Origin of the sequence: Paludisphaera rhizosphaerae, assembly GCF_011065895.1 — a bacterium.
GTDB classification, from domain to species: Bacteria; Planctomycetota; Planctomycetia; order Isosphaerales; family Isosphaeraceae; genus Paludisphaera; species Paludisphaera rhizosphaerae.
The window spans coordinates 89241-105803 of record NZ_JAALCR010000013.1; the positions used below are offsets into that span (position 1 = coordinate 89241).

General features: G+C 64.4%; 10 protein-coding genes. 9 read left to right on the forward strand and 1 reads right to left on the reverse strand.

Annotated elements, in window-relative coordinates; all coding sequences use genetic code 11:
* Nucleotides 1–151 precede the first annotated feature (151 nt).
* From G5C50_RS17885 to G5C50_RS17925, 9 genes are all read left to right on the forward strand, one after another.
* Nucleotides 152–973: a restriction endonuclease gene (locus G5C50_RS17885; RefSeq protein WP_165071559.1), complete on the forward strand. Its 822-nt coding sequence runs from the start codon at nucleotides 152–154 to the stop codon at nucleotides 971–973.
* A 260-nt stretch (nucleotides 974–1233) separates the two neighbouring features.
* The gene (locus G5C50_RS17890) at nucleotides 1234–1473 is read left to right on the forward strand and encodes a hypothetical protein (RefSeq protein WP_165071561.1); all 240 of its coding nucleotides are present in this window, start codon (nucleotides 1234–1236) and stop codon (nucleotides 1471–1473) included.
* Between the two features lie 33 nt (nucleotides 1474–1506).
* Nucleotides 1507–2145 carry a flavoprotein gene (locus tag G5C50_RS17895; protein ID WP_165071563.1) on the forward strand — a complete coding sequence of 213 codons (639 nt, stop codon included), beginning with the start codon at nucleotides 1507–1509 and terminating at the stop codon, nucleotides 2143–2145.
* Between the two features lie 204 nt (nucleotides 2146–2349).
* The gene (locus G5C50_RS17900; RefSeq protein WP_165071564.1) at nucleotides 2350–3303 is read left to right on the forward strand and encodes a LysR family transcriptional regulator; all 954 of its coding nucleotides are present in this window, start codon (nucleotides 2350–2352) and stop codon (nucleotides 3301–3303) included.
* 242 nt (nucleotides 3304–3545) lie between these two features.
* Entirely contained in the window at nucleotides 3546–8117 is a 4572-nt protein-coding gene (gltB, locus tag G5C50_RS17905; protein WP_165071566.1) for a glutamate synthase large subunit, read from the forward strand.
* Complete coding sequence (locus G5C50_RS17910) at nucleotides 8110–9582, forward strand: glutamate synthase subunit beta (RefSeq protein ID WP_165071568.1); 1473 nt, start codon at nucleotides 8110–8112, stop codon at nucleotides 9580–9582. The genes gltB and G5C50_RS17910 overlap by 8 nt, the downstream gene beginning before the upstream one ends.
* A 288-nt stretch (nucleotides 9583–9870) precedes the next feature.
* The gene (locus G5C50_RS17915) at nucleotides 9871–11547 is read left to right on the forward strand and encodes an outer membrane beta-barrel protein (protein ID WP_240907142.1); all 1677 of its coding nucleotides are present in this window, start codon (nucleotides 9871–9873) and stop codon (nucleotides 11545–11547) included.
* Nucleotides 11548–11816: 269 nt separating this feature from the next.
* Complete coding sequence (locus tag G5C50_RS17920) at nucleotides 11817–13214, forward strand: ammonium transporter (protein ID WP_165071570.1); 1398 nt, start codon at nucleotides 11817–11819, stop codon at nucleotides 13212–13214.
* 93 nt (nucleotides 13215–13307) lie between these two features.
* Nucleotides 13308–13847: an Imm50 family immunity protein gene (locus G5C50_RS17925; RefSeq protein ID WP_165071571.1), complete on the forward strand. Its 540-nt coding sequence runs from the start codon at nucleotides 13308–13310 to the stop codon at nucleotides 13845–13847.
* Here G5C50_RS17925 and G5C50_RS17930 read toward each other — a convergent pair.
* Nucleotides 13840–16026, reverse strand: a complete 2187-nt coding sequence (locus G5C50_RS17930; protein ID WP_165071573.1) for a glutamine synthetase III family protein — start codon at nucleotides 16024–16026, stop codon at nucleotides 13840–13842. The genes G5C50_RS17925 and G5C50_RS17930 overlap by 8 nt on opposite strands.
* Nucleotides 16027–16563 lie beyond the last annotated feature (537 nt).

Below are 16563 nucleotides of genomic sequence, written 5' to 3' on the forward strand. Positions count from 1 at the left end.
TGTATCGAGACCCTCAACGGCCCTGATTCTGGCGGCGCGAGGGTTCTGCGTCAACGAGCCAGGCGCCCCGCGTCACTGGCGTTGGGGCGGCGATGTCGGACAAAATGTCACAATCGGATCGTTCGTCGCCGCTTTGAGGAGGCCGCCCATCATGGAGTGCTTTGGACCGGAGTGCGCCGCAAGACTGCTGGGATGGCTTCGCGCCCGGGCCGAGGAAGGCGTTCTCACCGTTCCTTCAGGCGCCGGAGCCGTGCAACAGGGGCTTCTGTGGAAGGCCGCCCCTTACCAGGAAGACGCTCCCGCGATCACCTCGGCCGCCGAGATGGCCGGGGCCGTCGAGCATCTTCAATACGCGGTCTTCCGCCGCTACCAGAACCAACTCACCCGAGCGGAACGTGGGCGGCTGGACAATTCGATCGAGAACGCCTTATTCAAGATCGACCGATACCTGACGCGCGTCGACGCGGCCGAGCGTGCGATTCATGAGGCGGAGGTCGCCAGGCTTCGCGAAGAGGTCCGCGACCACAAGGAGCGAGTCGAACGGCTTCGCCTTCAGGCGAGGCGAGCGGAGTTGAAGCTGGCCCAGCTCACGAACCTGTCGCCGGAGACCTTCGAGGAGTTCGTCGGCGAGTTGTTCGAGGCGATGGGGTTCGAGGTCTCCCAGGTCGGCGGCAGCGGCGACGAGGGAATCGACTTGCACATTCGTCGCGGCGAACTGATCGCGATCGTCCAGTGCAAGTATCACAAGCGGGGCGTCGTCGGCTCGCCTGAGCTTCAGAAATTTCTTGGCTCGGTGCATCACGCCCACGCACACAAGGGTTACTTCGTCACCACGAGCACGTTCTCTCTCGCTGCTGAGAAGTTCGCCGCAGAGAACCCAATCGAGCTGGTCGACGGGCCGCGAATCGTGGAGTTGGTCACTCAGGCACTGGGTCCGGGCGCGCGGAAAGAGCCGGAGCCGACGTGGTTCTGAAGCAACGACGTCGAGACGTCCGGTGTTTTCGATGGAAACGCTCGCCGAGTCGTCCTATGATTCGTCGTGGCGGTCGTACGTCGTGCCATGAGGAAAACGACTCTGGATATGTCGGTCTCGACCAAGCTCCGAATTCGTCGCGCTTCGGTCGAGAAGACCGCCGCCTGTCTGCTTGACCGAGGGTGAATCGCCGGGGTAGTGTCTGCATCAAGGACGTCTTGGACGACAACCCGGCCTCCCCGGCCAAGGAGGGTTCAACAATGACTCCGCGCACCCAGATCCCCAAACTGCGATCCCTGGAACTCCCCGCCGAGTTCGAGGATCTGACGGGCCACATCAATGGGGACGTTAAGGTGATCGTCTCAATCCTCGCCGAACGAGCCTCCGAGCGGCTGATGCTCTCAAAGCGTCAGACGCAGCAGTTGCAGAGTTCGCTCTGGAACCGCCTGGTCGAGGCCGTAAACAGCGAAATCAAACCCCTCTCCGCCGACCATCGCTGAGCATCGCAGGGTCGCATCGAGATCGAAACGTCTATGCCTCGCATTATCATCGGCGCCACGGGTTCGGTCGCCTCGGTGCGCGTCCCCGCGCTCTGTTCTGCGCTCGTTGAGCAGGGGCATGAAGTACGAGTCGTCGCCACGGAGCCGGCGCTCTACTTCTTTGGAGCCGACGAACTCCCCAGCGGCGTGAAACTCCACCGCGACGCCGACGAGTGGCCGGGCGACCAATATCGCCGCGGGGATGAGGTCCTTCACATCGAATTGCGTCGCTGGGCCGATCTCCTCGTGGTCGCTCCGCTCGACGCCAACACCCTCGGCAAGTTCGCGCTGGGGCTCTGCGACAACCTCCTCACCTGCTTGTTCCGGGCGTGGGACTTCGGTCGCCCCGTCGTTCTGGCCCCTGCCATGAACACGATGATGTGGGACAAGCCGGCCACCTCCCGGCACCTGGCGCAGCTCTGGTCCGACCAGACAGGACGCGACGCCCCGGCGGGATGGTCGCTCGAATCGGCCGAACTCCACTTCGCTCGGGAAGCACCAGCGCTGATCCTCGTCCCTCCTCAGTCCAAACGTCTCGCCTGCGGCGACATCGGCCTGGGAGCGATGGCCGAGGCTGGGCGGATCGCCGAGGTCGTCCGCGATTGGGCCGAACGTTCGACTCCGACCGATTGACTCGGAGATCCGCGTGGCAGGCTGATCCGCAACGCTTGCGCAAAGCGTAGCGACTTTTCCAGACTGATACGTACAAACAGCCCGGGCGTTGGCGCTTTTTCGTGAAAACCCCTTGACGCGGCCGCGCGCCGGAGCGTTAACTATTACGAATTCCGATATGGGTCGGCGCGCACTATCGAGAAAAATGCGGGCGGGCGAAGTCGCATGCAGTTCGAATCGCTCCAGATCTTCTGCGACGTCGTGCGTTGTGCGAGCTTTTCGCGAGGTGCGTCGGAGAACAAGATCTCGCAGTCGTCGGCGAGCCAGGCCGTTCACCAGCTGGAGACTCGGCTGGGAGTGCGCCTGATCGACCGATCGAAACGGCCTCTTGTTCTGACCGAAGAAGGGAAGATCTACTACGAGGGCTGCAAGGATCTCGTGGCGCGTTATCTCGACCTTGAGGATCGCGTCCGGACGTTGAACGACGATCGAAAAGCGACCGGCACCGTGGGGGTGGCGGCGATCTACTCGGTGGGCCTGCTTCACATGAGCCGCTACGTCAAGACCTTCGAGGAGCGCCATCCCGAAGCGAGCGTCCGGCTGGAGTACCTCCACCCGACTCAGGTTGTGGAGCGGGTGAGAGAAGGCGACGTCGAGCTGGGTTTGATCTCTTTTCCGCGGAAGTGGTCCGAGCTGGTGGTGATCCCCTGGCGCGAGGAGCCAATGGTCCTGGTGACCTCTCCCTCGCATCGGTTCGCCCACCGGGGGACGATCTCCGTCGGCGACCTGGATGGCGAGACGTTCGTCGGCTTCGATTCTGAGCTCTCGATCCGGAAAGCGATCGACCGCTTCCTCAGGCGTCACGACGTCGAGGTGGAGGTCGCGCTTGAGTTCGACAACATTGAGAACATCAAGCGGGCTGTTGAGATCTCTGCGGGCGTGGCCATCCTGCCCGAACCTTCGGTCGAAGAGGAAGTCCGAGCGGGCACGCTGGCGAGTCTTAGGATCGAAGGTCAGGACCCAAAGCACCGCTTGACACGTCCACTGGCGATCATCCACCGTCGCCATGACAAACTGGACGTCACGACGACCCGATTCCTGGAATTGCTCACGGGTTGCGAGCTGGAGGCGGTGGGCCCGCCGGCGACTCGTCGAGTTCCAGCCGCATCCTCCTCCTGACGGCTTTTGCGGCTCGTTCAGGTTTAGAACAGGCCGGAGCCCTCGCCTTCCTCCCGGCGCGGTCTCCCAGCGGCTCCGGCCCGAATCGCCTCGACGCCCCGAGAGGGGCTCTCGGACCCCCGACGGCGGCTCCGAGTCCAAGAAACACCCGGTCCCCGCCGACCCGATACGCCGGTCGGCCGACGCGACCGCCTCCCGATCGACCTTGTCCGATGAAAGCCAGTCCTGGAAGGACCAACGCGATGCGACACGGAATCCCCCCTCGTCAGGGTCTCTATGACCCGGCGAACGAACACGACGGCTGCGGCGTGGGCTTCCTCGTCGATATCAAAGGCCGTAAGTCCCACGCTATCGTCCGCGACGGCCTCAAGGCCCTGGTCAACCTGGACCACCGCGGCGCCTGCGGCTGCGAGAACAACACCGGCGACGGCGCCGGGATCCTGATCCAGATCCCCCACGAGTTCCTCAAGGCTCGTTGCGCCCCGCTCGGCATCGAACTGGGCGAGCCCGAGACCTACGGCGTCGGCGCCTTCTTCACCTCGCCCGACCCGGAACAGCAGGAATTCGGCCGCAAGCTGTTCGAGGAACTCGTCGCCGACGAAGGTCAGGTGTTCCTCGGCTGGCGACAACTCAAGACGGACAACTCGCCGCTCGGCGACGGCGCGAAGTCCGTCGAGCCCGCCGTCTTCCACGCGATGATCGGCCGCGGGCCGAACGTCAAGGACGCCGACGCCTTCGATCGCAAGCTCTACGTGATCCGCAACCGATTCGAATCGGGGATCATGGAGTCGGGCCTCAACGATCACAAGTTCTTCTACTTCCCCAGCCTGTCCTGCCGGACGGTCGTCTATAAGGGGATGCTCACGCCGGCGCAGGTGGAAGAGTACTACGCCGACGATCTCCGCGATCCGTTGCTCGTCAGCGCGATCTGCATGTTCCACTCTCGCTTCAGCACCAACACGTTCCCGAGCTGGGAGTTGGCTCACCCGTATCGGTTGATCTCGCACAACGGCGAAATCAACACGCTCCGCGGCAACATCAATTGGATGCGAGCCCGCGAGTCCCTCTTCGAGTCGAGCCTCTACGAGCCCGGCGATCTGGACCAGATCAAGCCGATCATCCGCGAGGGGCTCAGCGACACCGCGTGCCTCGATCACGCCCTGGAGTTGCTCGTCCGCTCCGGTTACGACCTGGCCCACGCGATGATGATGCTCATCCCGGAGGCCTGGGAAAATCACGAGTCGATGTCCCAGGTGAAGAAGGACTTCTACGCCTATCACTCCTGCCTGATGGAGCCCTGGGACGGGCCCGCGTCGGTCGTCTTCACCGATGGCAAGTGCGTCGGCGCCACGCTCGACCGTAACGGCCTGCGGCCCAGCCGATACGTCGTCACGACCGATGGCCGCGTCATCATGGCCTCCGAGGTCGGCGCCCTGGAGGTTCCCCCCGAGCAGGTCGAGTCGAAGGGCCGGCTGGAGCCGGGCCGGATGTTCCTCATCGACCTGGAGCAGGGGCGGATCGTCGGCGACGAGGAGTTGAAGAACAAGATCGCCTCCGCCAAGCCCTACGGCGAATGGCTCAAGGAGTACATGGTCCCGCTGGCCGACCTGCCGGCGGCCCCCATGGTCCCCGGCCCCGACCGGCGGACCCTCTCGCAGCGCCAGCAGGCGTTCGGCTACACCCTTGAAGACCTTAAGTACATCGTTGGGCCTATGGGCGAGAAGGGCGAAGAGGCGATCGGCTCGATGGGCAACGACGCCCCGCTGGCCGTCCTCTCCGACCGCGCCCAGCCTCTCTACAGCTACTTCAAGCAGCTCTTCGCCCAGGTGACCAACCCGCCGCTGGACGCGATCCGCGAGGAGTTGGTGACTTCGGTCTTCACCGGCGCCGGCGGCGAGAAGAACTTGCTGGAGCCGTCTCCCGATTCCTGCCGCCAGATCGCGCTCGATATGCCGATCGTCGACAACGACGAGATGGCCCGTCTGAAGCAGCTCGACGGCTGGCGCGGCTTCACCTCGGTCACGCTGCCGATGCTCTTCCGGGCGTCCGAAGGCGTCGCCGGCATGAAAGCGGCCCTCGAACAGCTTTTCGAGCAGGCCTGCGAGGCGATTCGAGGCGGCGCGAGCCTGATCATCCTGTCGGATAGGGGCGTCAATGAAGAGATGGCTCCGATTCCGTCGCTGCTGGCCTGCTCGGGGCTGCACCATCACCTCGTCCGCCAGGGCCTGCGATCCCGCGCCGGGCTCTTGATCGAATGCGGCGACGCCCGCGAGGTCCACCACTTCGCCCTGCTGCTGGGCTACGGCGCCGGCACGATCAACCCGTACGTCGCCTTCGAGACCCTCTATGACCTGATCCGCCAGAAGGTCCTCAAGGGGCTCGATTACGAGGAAGCGATCCACCGCTACCAGAAGGCGATCAAGAAGGGGGTCGTGAAGGTGATGTCCAAGATGGGCATCAGCACGATCCAGAGCTATCGCGGTGCGCAGATCTTCGAGGCGATCGGCCTCAATCAGGAGTTCGTCCGCGAATACTTCGACAAGACCGCATCGCGGATCGGCGGCGTGGGCCTGGAGGAGATCTCCCGCGAGACGCTGGAGCACCACACCCGCGCGTTCTCGCCGCGGGAGTTGTCCGCCGGAACCCTCGAAGAGGGCGGTCAGTACCAGTGGCGCCGCGACGGCGAGTTCCACCTGTTCAATCCCGAGACCGTCTTCCGGCTCCAGCACGCGACGCAGGCCGGCCGGTTCGACATCTTCCGTCAGTACACGAAGCTGATCGACGAGCAGAGCGAGCGGCTCAATACGCTTCGCGGCCTGTTCACCTTCCGACTCGATGATTGCACGCCGATCCCCATCGAGGAGGTCGAGCCCATCGAGTCGATCGTCAAGCGGTTCGCCACCGGCGCCATGAGCTACGGCTCGATCTCGGCCGAAGCGCATGAAACCCTGGCCATCGCCATGAACCGGCTCGGCGGCAAGTCGAACACCGGCGAAGGGGGCGAGGATCCCGAGCGGTTCAAGCCGCTCCCCAACGGCGACAGCAAGCGAAGCGCCATCAAGCAGGTGGCCTCCGGCCGATTCGGCGTGACGAGCGAGTATCTCGTCAACTCGGACGAGATCCAGATCAAGATGGCTCAGGGGGCCAAGCCCGGCGAAGGCGGCCAGCTTCCCGGCCACAAGGTCTGGCCGTGGATCGCCAAGGTTCGCTACTCCACGCCCGGTGTGGGCCTCATCAGCCCACCGCCGCACCACGACATCTACTCGATCGAAGACCTCGCCCAGCTGATCTACGACCTCAAGAACAGCAACCCGCGGGCGCGGATCAACGTCAAGCTGGTGGCGGAGGTGGGCGTGGGGACCGTCGCCGCGGGTGTGGCGAAGGCTCACAGCGACGTCGTCCTCATCAGCGGCCACGACGGCGGCACCGGCGCGAGCCCGCTGACCTCGATCAAGCACGCCGGCGCCCCCTGGGAACTGGGCCTGGCCGAGACGCAGCAGACTCTCGTCCTGAACAAGCTCCGCGACCGCATCGTCGTCCAGACCGACGGCCAGCTCAAGACCGGCCGCGACGTGGTGATCGCCGCGTTGCTCGGGGCCGAAGAGTATGGCTTCGCCACCGCCCCCCTCGTCGTGATGGGTTGCATCATGATGCGGGTCTGCCATCTCGACACCTGCCCGGTCGGCATCGCCACCCAGAACCCCAAGCTTCGCGAGAAGTTCCGGGGCAAGGCCGAGCACGTCGTCAACTTCTTCAAGTACATCGCCGAGGAAGTCCGCGAGCTGATGGCCCAGCTCGGCTTCCGGACCATCGACGAGATGATCGGCCGCAGCGACCTGCTTGACATGAAGCGGGCCCTCGACCACTACAAGGCCAAGGGGCTCGACTTCTCGAAGATCTTCTACCGCCCCGAAGTCGGCCCTGAGGTGCAGGTCCGCCGCACGAAAGAGCAGGATCACGGCATCCAAAGCTCGCTCGACGTCACCACGCTCGTGCCGGCCTGTGCACCGGCCCTGGAACGCGGCGAGCCTGTCTCGCTGGAGTTCCCGGTCATCAACGTCAACCGGACGGTCGGCACCATCCTCGGCAGCGAGGTCAGCCGAAAGTACGGCGGCGCCGGGCTCCCGGACGACACGATCAAGATCAAGTTCAACGGCTCCGCCGGCCAGAGCTTCGGCGCCTTCGTCCCCAAGGGCATGACCCTGACGATCGAGGGCGATTCCAACGACTACGTCGGCAAGGGGCTCTCCGGCGGCAAGATCATCGTCTATCCGCCCAAGACGGCGAAGTACGTCGCTGAGGAGAACGTGCTGATCGGCAACGTGGCCCTTTACGGGGCGACAGCGGGCCGAGCCTTCTTCCGAGGCCGCGCCGGCGAGCGGTTCTGCGTCCGCAACAGCGGTGCGCAGACGGTCGTCGAAGGGACCGGAGACCACGGCTGCGAATACATGACCGGCGGCGTCGTCCTCGTCATCGGTCGAACCGGGCGGAACTTCGCGGCGGGCATGAGCGGCGGCGTCGCCTTCCTCCTCGACGAGGCTGGCGACTTCGAGTCGCGCTGCAACCTCACGATGGTCGCCCTTGAGAAACCCGACTCGGAGGACGCGGAGCTGATCCGCGACCTCCTCATCCAGCACGCCGGCTACACCGGGAGCGCAGTCGCCGCCCGACTGCTCTCCGACTGGGAGCGGTCCGTCGAGATGTTCGTGAAGGTGATGCCGCTGGACTACCGCCGCGTGCTCGAAGAACGAAAGAAGGCCGCCGCCGAGCAGGTTGGAGAGGCCGAAGCCCAGATGGAGGTGACGCATGGGTAAGCCGAGCGGCTTTCTTGAAATCGCCCGCGAGACTCCCTCGCGACGCCCGGTCCAGGAACGTCTTGGCGACTACCTGGAGGTTTATCACCCTTTTCCGGATGACAAGCTCAAGGCGCAAGGGGCCCGCTGCATGGACTGCGGCATCCCCTTCTGCCACCAGGGCTGTCCGCTGGGGAACCTGATCCCGGACTGGAACGACCTGGTCTACCACGACCAGTGGCGAGCGGCGATCGATCGCCTGCACCAGACCAACAACTTCCCCGAGTTCACCGGACGGCTCTGCCCGGCCCCCTGTGAGGCCTCGTGCGTCCTGGGGATCAACAGCGACCCCGTGACGATCAAGCAGATCGAAGTCGGGATCATCGATCGCGCCTGGGACGAGGGCTGGGTCCAGCCGCAGCCTGCGAAGGTCAAGACGGGCAAGACGGTGGCGGTCGTCGGCTCCGGGCCGGCGGGGCTAGCCGCGGCTCAGCAACTCGCGCGGGCCGGTCATGACGTCACGGTCTTCGAGCGGGCCGACCGCATCGGCGGACTGCTTCGCTACGGGATCCCTGACTTCAAGATGGAGAAGCGGCACCTTGACCGCCGTCTTGAGCAGATGGAGGCCGAGGGCGTCGTCTTCAAGCCGAACGTAAACGTCGGCGCGGACGTCACGGGCGACTCCCTGCTGGCGGACTTCGACGCGATCTGCCTGTGCGGCGGAGCGACACAGCCGCGCGACCTGCCGATCGAGGGCCGTGAGCTCGACGGCGTCCTCTTCGCGATGGACTTCCTGACCCCTCAGAACAAGCGCGGGGCGGGCGACGAGATCGAGGAGAATCCATCGCTCACCGCGGCCGACAAGCACGTCATCATCATCGGCGGCGGCGACACCGGCGCGGACTGCCTCGGCACCTCGCATCGGCATGGTTGCAAGTCCGTCCACCAGTTCGAGATCGTTCCTCGTCCTCCCGAGGGTCGGGCGCCCGCCAACCCCTGGCCGCAGTGGTCGAACATCTTCCGCGTCTCTTCCGCCCACGAGGAGGGAGGGGTTCGGGAGTATCAGATCAGCACCAAGCGGTTCCACGGCGAAAACGGCCGGGTCACGGCTCTGGAGACCGTCCGGGTCGAGATGGTCGTCGAGAACGGCCGTCCGAAGTTCGTCGAGGTCCCCGGGAGCGAGATGACCTACCCGGCCGACCTCGTCCTGCTCGCCATGGGCTTCGTCGGCCCTGAACGAGGCAGCCTGCTGGAACAGCTCGGCGTCGAGCTCGACCGGATGGGGAACGTCAAGAGCGACGAATTCCGTCGGACGAACGTGTCCAAGGTCTTCGCGGCCGGCGACATGACCCGCGGACAGAGCCTGATCGTCTGGGCCATCGCTGAAGGCCGGCACGCCGCGGCGACCATCGACGAATTCCTTATGGGAGCCACGGAGCTGCCTCGCCCGCTGGAGCACGGCAACGTGATGCGTCCGTTCGCCTGACTCTCCCGATTTTGATTCAAGAATCGATGACCCCGGGTCGACGGCAGCTCGCCGTCGGCCCGGGGTCGCTTTATTAACCGCTCACGAAGAGCGTTTGGAACGACTGATCCTGGCGCATCGGATGTGAGGATAACGCTCTGAGGAAGCTTTAATCCAAAGGAATCAGTAATCCATTGATTCGATTGGACCGATGTTTTCTGCGAGACGACATGAACGACTCGTTCGTTCCAGGGTCAAGGACGACCCCTGATCGCGATGAATATCCAGGCAAGACAGGATGTCGATCCCATGATAATACGTTTTCCGCGAAACGTTCGGGGCTGGGCGTGCGGCCTGGCTGCTTTCGTCATACTTCAGCCGGTCGGGGCCCTGGCGCAGGAAGAAGCAGGGGTTGTTCCTGCGGATGCCGCCAAGACCAGCCGGGTGCGTCGATTCTTCGACCCATCCTCGTGGGGACGGAATAACGCCCCGACCGCCGGCCGCTATCTTAGGGCCCAGGACGCGCCGGTCTCCGCCTCGGCTGAGGGCGTACGTCCCAGTCCGAGCGATCCCTATCTCCAGCGCGTGATGCAGGAATCGACGCCTCCGATCGGCGTCCCGAGTGTTCCCTCTCCTGCGCCTCCGGTCGGCGATCCGTTTGGGGCGGGCACCTCGCCCGGGACGCCGGATCTCGCGGTTCCGGCTGCCGACCGTAACATCGGCGGCGGAGCACCGACCGAAGAGACCGCCGCCGTCGACGCCGCCGAGGATGAGGCCGACAAGGCCGATGAGCCGAAGCACCTGCAGGACTTGCTGGGCTTCGAGGAATCGCCCATCAAGATCTACGGCTGGCTCCAGAACAGCTACACCGGCAACACGAACGGCCGGGGGACGCTGGGCGAGAACTTTGGCGTGAATCCCAACCACAAGGCCAACTGGTGGATGGGAAACCAATATTACATCGTGGTCGAAAAGGTCGTGGAGCAGGATGACACGATCAACTTCGGCTTCCGCATGGACAACATGTTCGGCCACGACTGGCAGTTCAACTACGAGCAAGGTTTCCTGAACGGCTCGTTCCCGTTGAACCACATGGGGTACGACATTCCCCAGCTCTATGGCGAGGTTCACCTCCCGTTCCTGACCGAGGGGGGCATCGACGTCAAGGCCGGCAAGTGGTACACGATCGCCGGTTACGAACAGGTGCCCGCGATCGCCCGCCCGCTGCTCTCTGTGCCTTACATGTTCAACTACGGCCAACCGTTCACCCATGTCGGCGCCCTGACCACCTGGCACGTCACCGACAAGTTCAATCTCTATAACGGCGCCATCAACGGTTGGGACCGGTTCGTCAACGAGCGTTATGCGTGGGGCTACATTGGCGGCTTCTCCTGGACGAGCCAGGACGACAAGACGACCTTGGCCTTTACTGCCGTCTGGGGGCCCAACCAGTACCCATCTTTCCTGCCCAACGGTCAGCAGATCTACCCCACTGGGTATGTCAACATCCCGACCCTCACCGGACTACGCAATCCGGGCTACTGGCGGAACGACCGAACCCTGTTCACGACCGTCGGCACGCACAAGTGGTCTGACAAGCTCACCCAGGTCATGGAAACCGACCAGGGCTGGGAGCGGGCCATCCCCGGTCTTGGCTCCGGCGGCGCCAACGGGGCGCCTCGCGACGGCACCTGGTTCAGCTTCGGCAACTGGTTCCTGTACGAGTTCCATCAGAAGCTGACCGGCGTGTGGCGGTCGGAAGTCTTCTGGGATCCCCAGGGCGCTCGCACGCAGCAGATCGTCGACGGCCAGTACGTCGGCGACCGCTTCTATGAGATGACCCTCGGCATGATCTACAAGCCGGTCCCGAACCTCTGGATCCGGCCCGAGGCCCGCTACGACTGGTCTCAGTATCACGCAGCCTTTACGGACGGGACCCGCAAGAGCCAGCTGACCCTGGCCGTCGACGCCATCATCCTGTGGTGATCGTGGTCCAATCCGCGCCTCTCCCTTCCACGCCGAGGCTCTCCCCCTCGGCGTGAATTTTTGCGCTGGCACATCGGTTGCTCTACGGCCTCTTCGACTCCCGCGTCGTGCATGAAAAACCCCGTCGAAAAGCTCGCACCCTTATGTGCCTAAATCTCGACGGCGCCGTAGCTTCCGACGATGCGGAACGCGACGACTCGGCGACGTGCATCCTCGACCCGCCATCGATGAGTCCTCACTCTCTGCCTCCCTTGTAGAAGGACCTGCCCATGAAACGTGCAGTGGCACCGTTTGCGTTACTCGTAGCCCTCGCGGCTCTTGCCCTGGTGCCGTTCGACACTGGCGTTGATCTGCCGGCCGGTGACGAGGTGAACGCCGGCAATGTCGCCTGGATGCTGACCGCCTCGGCTCTCGTCCTCCTCATGACGCCGGGTCTCTCGTTCTTCTACGGTGGAATGGTCTGTAGCAAGAACGTCGTGTCGACGATGCTCCAGAGCGTGATCGCTCTGGGCGTAATCAGCCTGCTGTGGGTGTTCGTCGGCTTCAGCCTGGCCTTCGGCAACGACCTTGGCGGGTTCGGGATCATCGGCGATCCGCGGACGTTCTTCATGTTCGACCACAACGTCGCCAGCTCGGTCACGCTGGGCGAGGGGGCGGACGTGATGAAGATGGGGATCCCGCTCCTCCTCTTCTCGATGTTCCAGTTGAAGTTCGCGATCATCACGCCCGCGCTCATCACCGGCTCGTTCGCTGAGCGGGTGCGGTTCTCGGCCTACCTGCTGTTCATCGTGCTTTTCAGCCTGGTGATCTACTCGCCGCTGGCCCACATGACCTGGCACCCCCAGGGCCTCTTCTTCAAGTGGGGCGTCAAGGACTTCGCCGGCGGCACGGTCGTCCACATGTCGGCGGGCTTCGCGGCCCTGGCCGGAGCGATGATCCTCGGTCGTCGTCACAGCCACCGGAACAACATCCCGCATGAGCCGGCCAACATCCCCTACGTGATGCTCGGCACCGGCATGCTGTGGTTCGGCTGGTTCGGCTTCAACGCGGGCTCGGCGCTCGCCGCCGACGGCATCGCCACCCTCGCCTTCGCGACGACCAACACGGCCTCGGCCATGGCGATGCTGGGCTGGATGTTCTTTGATTGGGCCCGCGGCAAGAAGCCCTCGGCGATGGGGGCGTGCATCGGCGCCGTCGTCGGCCTGGTCGCCATCACGCCGGCCGCCGGCTTCGTCTCGGTTCGTCACAGCCTGGTGATCGGTCTGGTCGCCGGCATCGTCTCGAACCTGGCCGTCTCCATGAAGACCCGCTCGACGCTCGACGACACCCTAGACGTCTTCCCCTGCCACGGCGTCGGCGGCATCGTGGGCATGATCCTGACGGGCGTCTTCGCCAAGGACGTCGGACTGTGGTTCGGTCAGACCCAGACGTTCATGTACCACATGATCGCCCTGGTGATCGTGGCCGTCTTCGCCTTCGTCGGTTCGTTGATCCTCTACAAGATCACCGACCTGATCATCCCGCTCCGCGTTCCCGACGACCAGGAGCACGAAGGTCTGGACACCAGCCAGCACGGCGAAGCCGCCTGGCGGCTCAACGGCCTGCTCAGCGGCCACGGCCACGGGGCCGTGTCGGTCGACGAGGTCCTCGTCACCACCACCGACTGACCTCCAGCCCACGACTGCTCCGATAGAATCGACGGGGCCTCGCCAGCTTGATGCTGCGAGGCCCCGTCTCCGTTTCGAAGGCCGAGGAATCCGATGGACGCCCACTCGCAAATCGTCAACGCCTCAGCCGTCACCGAGGTATACGGACGCTGGCCCAGCTTTCACGACGCCGAGGTGCATTGGATGAGGCTGGAGCGGGTGGGAGCGACTGCGGACGATCCAGGTCCGACTCTTGAAGCCCTGGTCCACGCCTTCGAGATGACTACGGAGGTTGGGCCGGACGGTCGTTACGTGCTCCGCAACCACATCCTCGTGCATTTCCGTTTCCAGGAGGTCGTGGATCTGGAACTGTCCGACTGGGGCATCCAGAACGTCCTATTCGGCCTCGCGATCAGGGACATCGCCGACCGTCAGCTGGAACGATCTCGGTTTGAGGTCGAGTTCACAAGTTCCTTTGGCGTTTGTGCACTGTTCCTGTGCCGACGCGTCGAGGTGATGTCGGCCACTCCTTGTTCCGCGGAGGGCGTTCGACGGAGCGGCGACTGGGAAAAACAAAGGGGCCCCGACCAGCTTGGAGTTGGTTGGGGCCCCTTTGAAAACAACGATCAATCGCTAGCCGTCGTGATCACTTGATGAACAGCATTTCCTGGTAGGTCGGCAGCGGCCAGAGGTCGCTGGAGACCATGGTTTCCAGCTTGTCGCCGGCGGCGCGGACGGCGTTCATGGCAGGGATGACGATCTCGCGCGAGTGCTTGGCGTGCGCCAGCGTGTCGCCTTCGACGTGGTCTTCCATGATGCCGGAGAGTTTGTCGGAGGCGCCCTGGAGTTCGTCGATCGTCTTGACGAGCTCGTCGAGCAGCGCCGTCTGGTTCTTGGGGACCGAGACGCCGGCGGCCTTGAGCTTGGCGATCGAGTCGGCGATTTCGCCCTGATAGCGAAGGGCGGCCGGCAGGATCATCCGCTCGGCGATCTGGAGCGTCAACTGCGACTCGATGGTGATCGTCTTGCGGTAGTTTTCGAGGAAGATCTCGAACCGCGAGTGCAGCTCACGCTCGGAGAAGACGCTGTACTTGCCGAACAGCTCGACGGACTTCTTCGAGACGAAGTCGGGGAGGCTGTCGACGGTCGAGCGGCGGTTGGGCAGACCCCGCTTTTCGGCCTCGGCGTGCCAGGCGTCGCTGTAGTTGTCGCCGTTGAAGATGATGTGGCGCGATTCCTTGATCACCTTCTGGAGCAAGGTCTGGATCTCCGTGTTGAGATCCTTGCCCGACGCGACGGCCTGCTCAAGCTCCGTGGCCAGGTAGTCCAGGCTCTCGGCGACGATCGTGTTGAGGACGACGATCGGGCCGGCGATCGACTGGGCCGAGCCAGCGGCGCGGAACTCGAACTTGTTGCCGGTGAAGGCGAACGGGCTGGTCCGGTTGCGGTCGCCCGGATCGCGGGGAAGGACCGGAAGGACGGAGACGCCGACCTTCAGTTCGCCGCCGGCCTTCGCCGTCTTCGCGCCACCCTTTTCAATCTGGTCGACGATGTCCTCGAGCATGTCGCCGAGGAAGATCGAGATGATCGCCGGAGGAGCCTCGTTGGCGCCGAGCCGATGGTCGTTGCCGGCGTGAGCAACGGCTACGCGGAGCAGGTCGCCGTGCTTGGAGACGGCGCGGATGACGCCTCCCAGGAAGACCAGGAACTGGGCGTTTGCGTAAGGCGTGGCGCCGGGGCTCAGCAGGTTGTTCCCCTGGTCGTCCGACATGGACCAGTTGACGTGCTTGCCCGAGCCGTTGACGCCGGCGAACGGCTTCTCATGCAGCAGGGCCTGGAGGCCGTAGCGATCGGCGACTCGCTTGAGCGTCTCCATGACCAGCATGTTGTGGTCGGTGGCGACGTTGGCGCTCTCGAAGATCGGCGCGATCTCGTACTGGGCCGGCGAGACCTCGTTGTGGCGGGTCTTGACCGGGACGCCGAGCTTGTACAGCTCGTTCTCGGTCTCCAGCATGCAAGCCAGGACCCGCTCCGGGATCGACCCGAAGTAGTGGTCCTCCATCTCCTGACCCTTCGGCGGCTTGGCGCCGAAGACGGTGCGGCCGGCGTTGATGAGGTCGGGACGGGCGTAGTAGAAGTTCTTATCGATCAGGAAGTATTCCTGTTCGGGGCCGGCCGTCGTCCCAACGCGGTTCGCCGTCGAGCCGAAAAGCTTGAGAACCCGAACGGCCTGGGTCGAGAGAGCCTCGACCGAGCGGAGCAGGGGGGTCTTCTTGTCGAGGGCCTCGCCGGTCCACGAACAGAAGGCGGTCGGAATGCAGAGCGTGGTGCCGTTGGGGTTGTCGAGGATGAAGGCCGGGCTGGTGGGGTCCCACGCGGTGTAGCCGCGGGCTTCGAAGGTGGACCGGATGCCGCCCGAGGGGAAGCTGGAGGCGTCAGGTTCGCCGCGAACGAGTTCCTTGCCGCTGAACTCGGCGATGGCGGTGCCGGCCTCGGTCGGGGCCAGGAACGAGTCGTGCTTCTCGGCCGTGAGGCCTGTCATCGGCTGGAACCAGTGGGTGTAGTGGGTGGCCCCACGCTCCATGGCCCATTCCTTCATCGCCGTGGCCACGACGTCGGCGACCGACGGATCGAGCGGAGCGCCCTTCTTCACGGTGTTCCGGAGCGTCCGGTAGACGTTTTCAGGCAGGCGGGCCCGCATGACGTCGTCGGAGAAAACGTTCATCCCGAAGAGTTGGGTGACCGGCGTAACGGACTTGGGGGCCCGGCGGCCCAGGTTGGTCCAGGATGTGATCGCTTCTACCGCGGCTTCACGTGCGCTGTCGTGAGACATCGAAAGGCTCCATCGATCCAGTTGAAATGAGGCCACCGGCGCGCCGTTCAATCTTGACGGGGCGGCGTCGACGGAGGAGGAGCGACTTGATCGCCCGATCCGGCGGCCGCGGTCTCGATTCGAAGGGGACGCGGAGTCTGGGAACGCCGATCGATCCGGATGACCCTACTGCTGTTGGTGGGGATGCGCCGGGCTCAGACGACGTCGTCCAGTGGAGACCGGGACGACATCGTCGGCGTCCGACGGATGACCCGCCGCACAGGCAAGGCCGGCGATTGGGAGGTGGGCCGCGCGGGGCGTCGAAGAAAGCCGGGGGAGAGGGAACCGGTTCACTTCGCAGGATTACGCCCGCAGTCGACCGCGCCGCCGTATCGCCTCAGCGCGGGAGAGTCGCCGATCCTGGGATTGCCAAGGCTTTGGCCCCCTTTGGGGGACCGGCTTTCGAGATCCCATTCTCGCAGGGGGCGATTATACCGACGTCCGTCTCCGCCTTGCCAGACCTTCATGGACTTCGCATCTGGAGACCAGACGCGATCT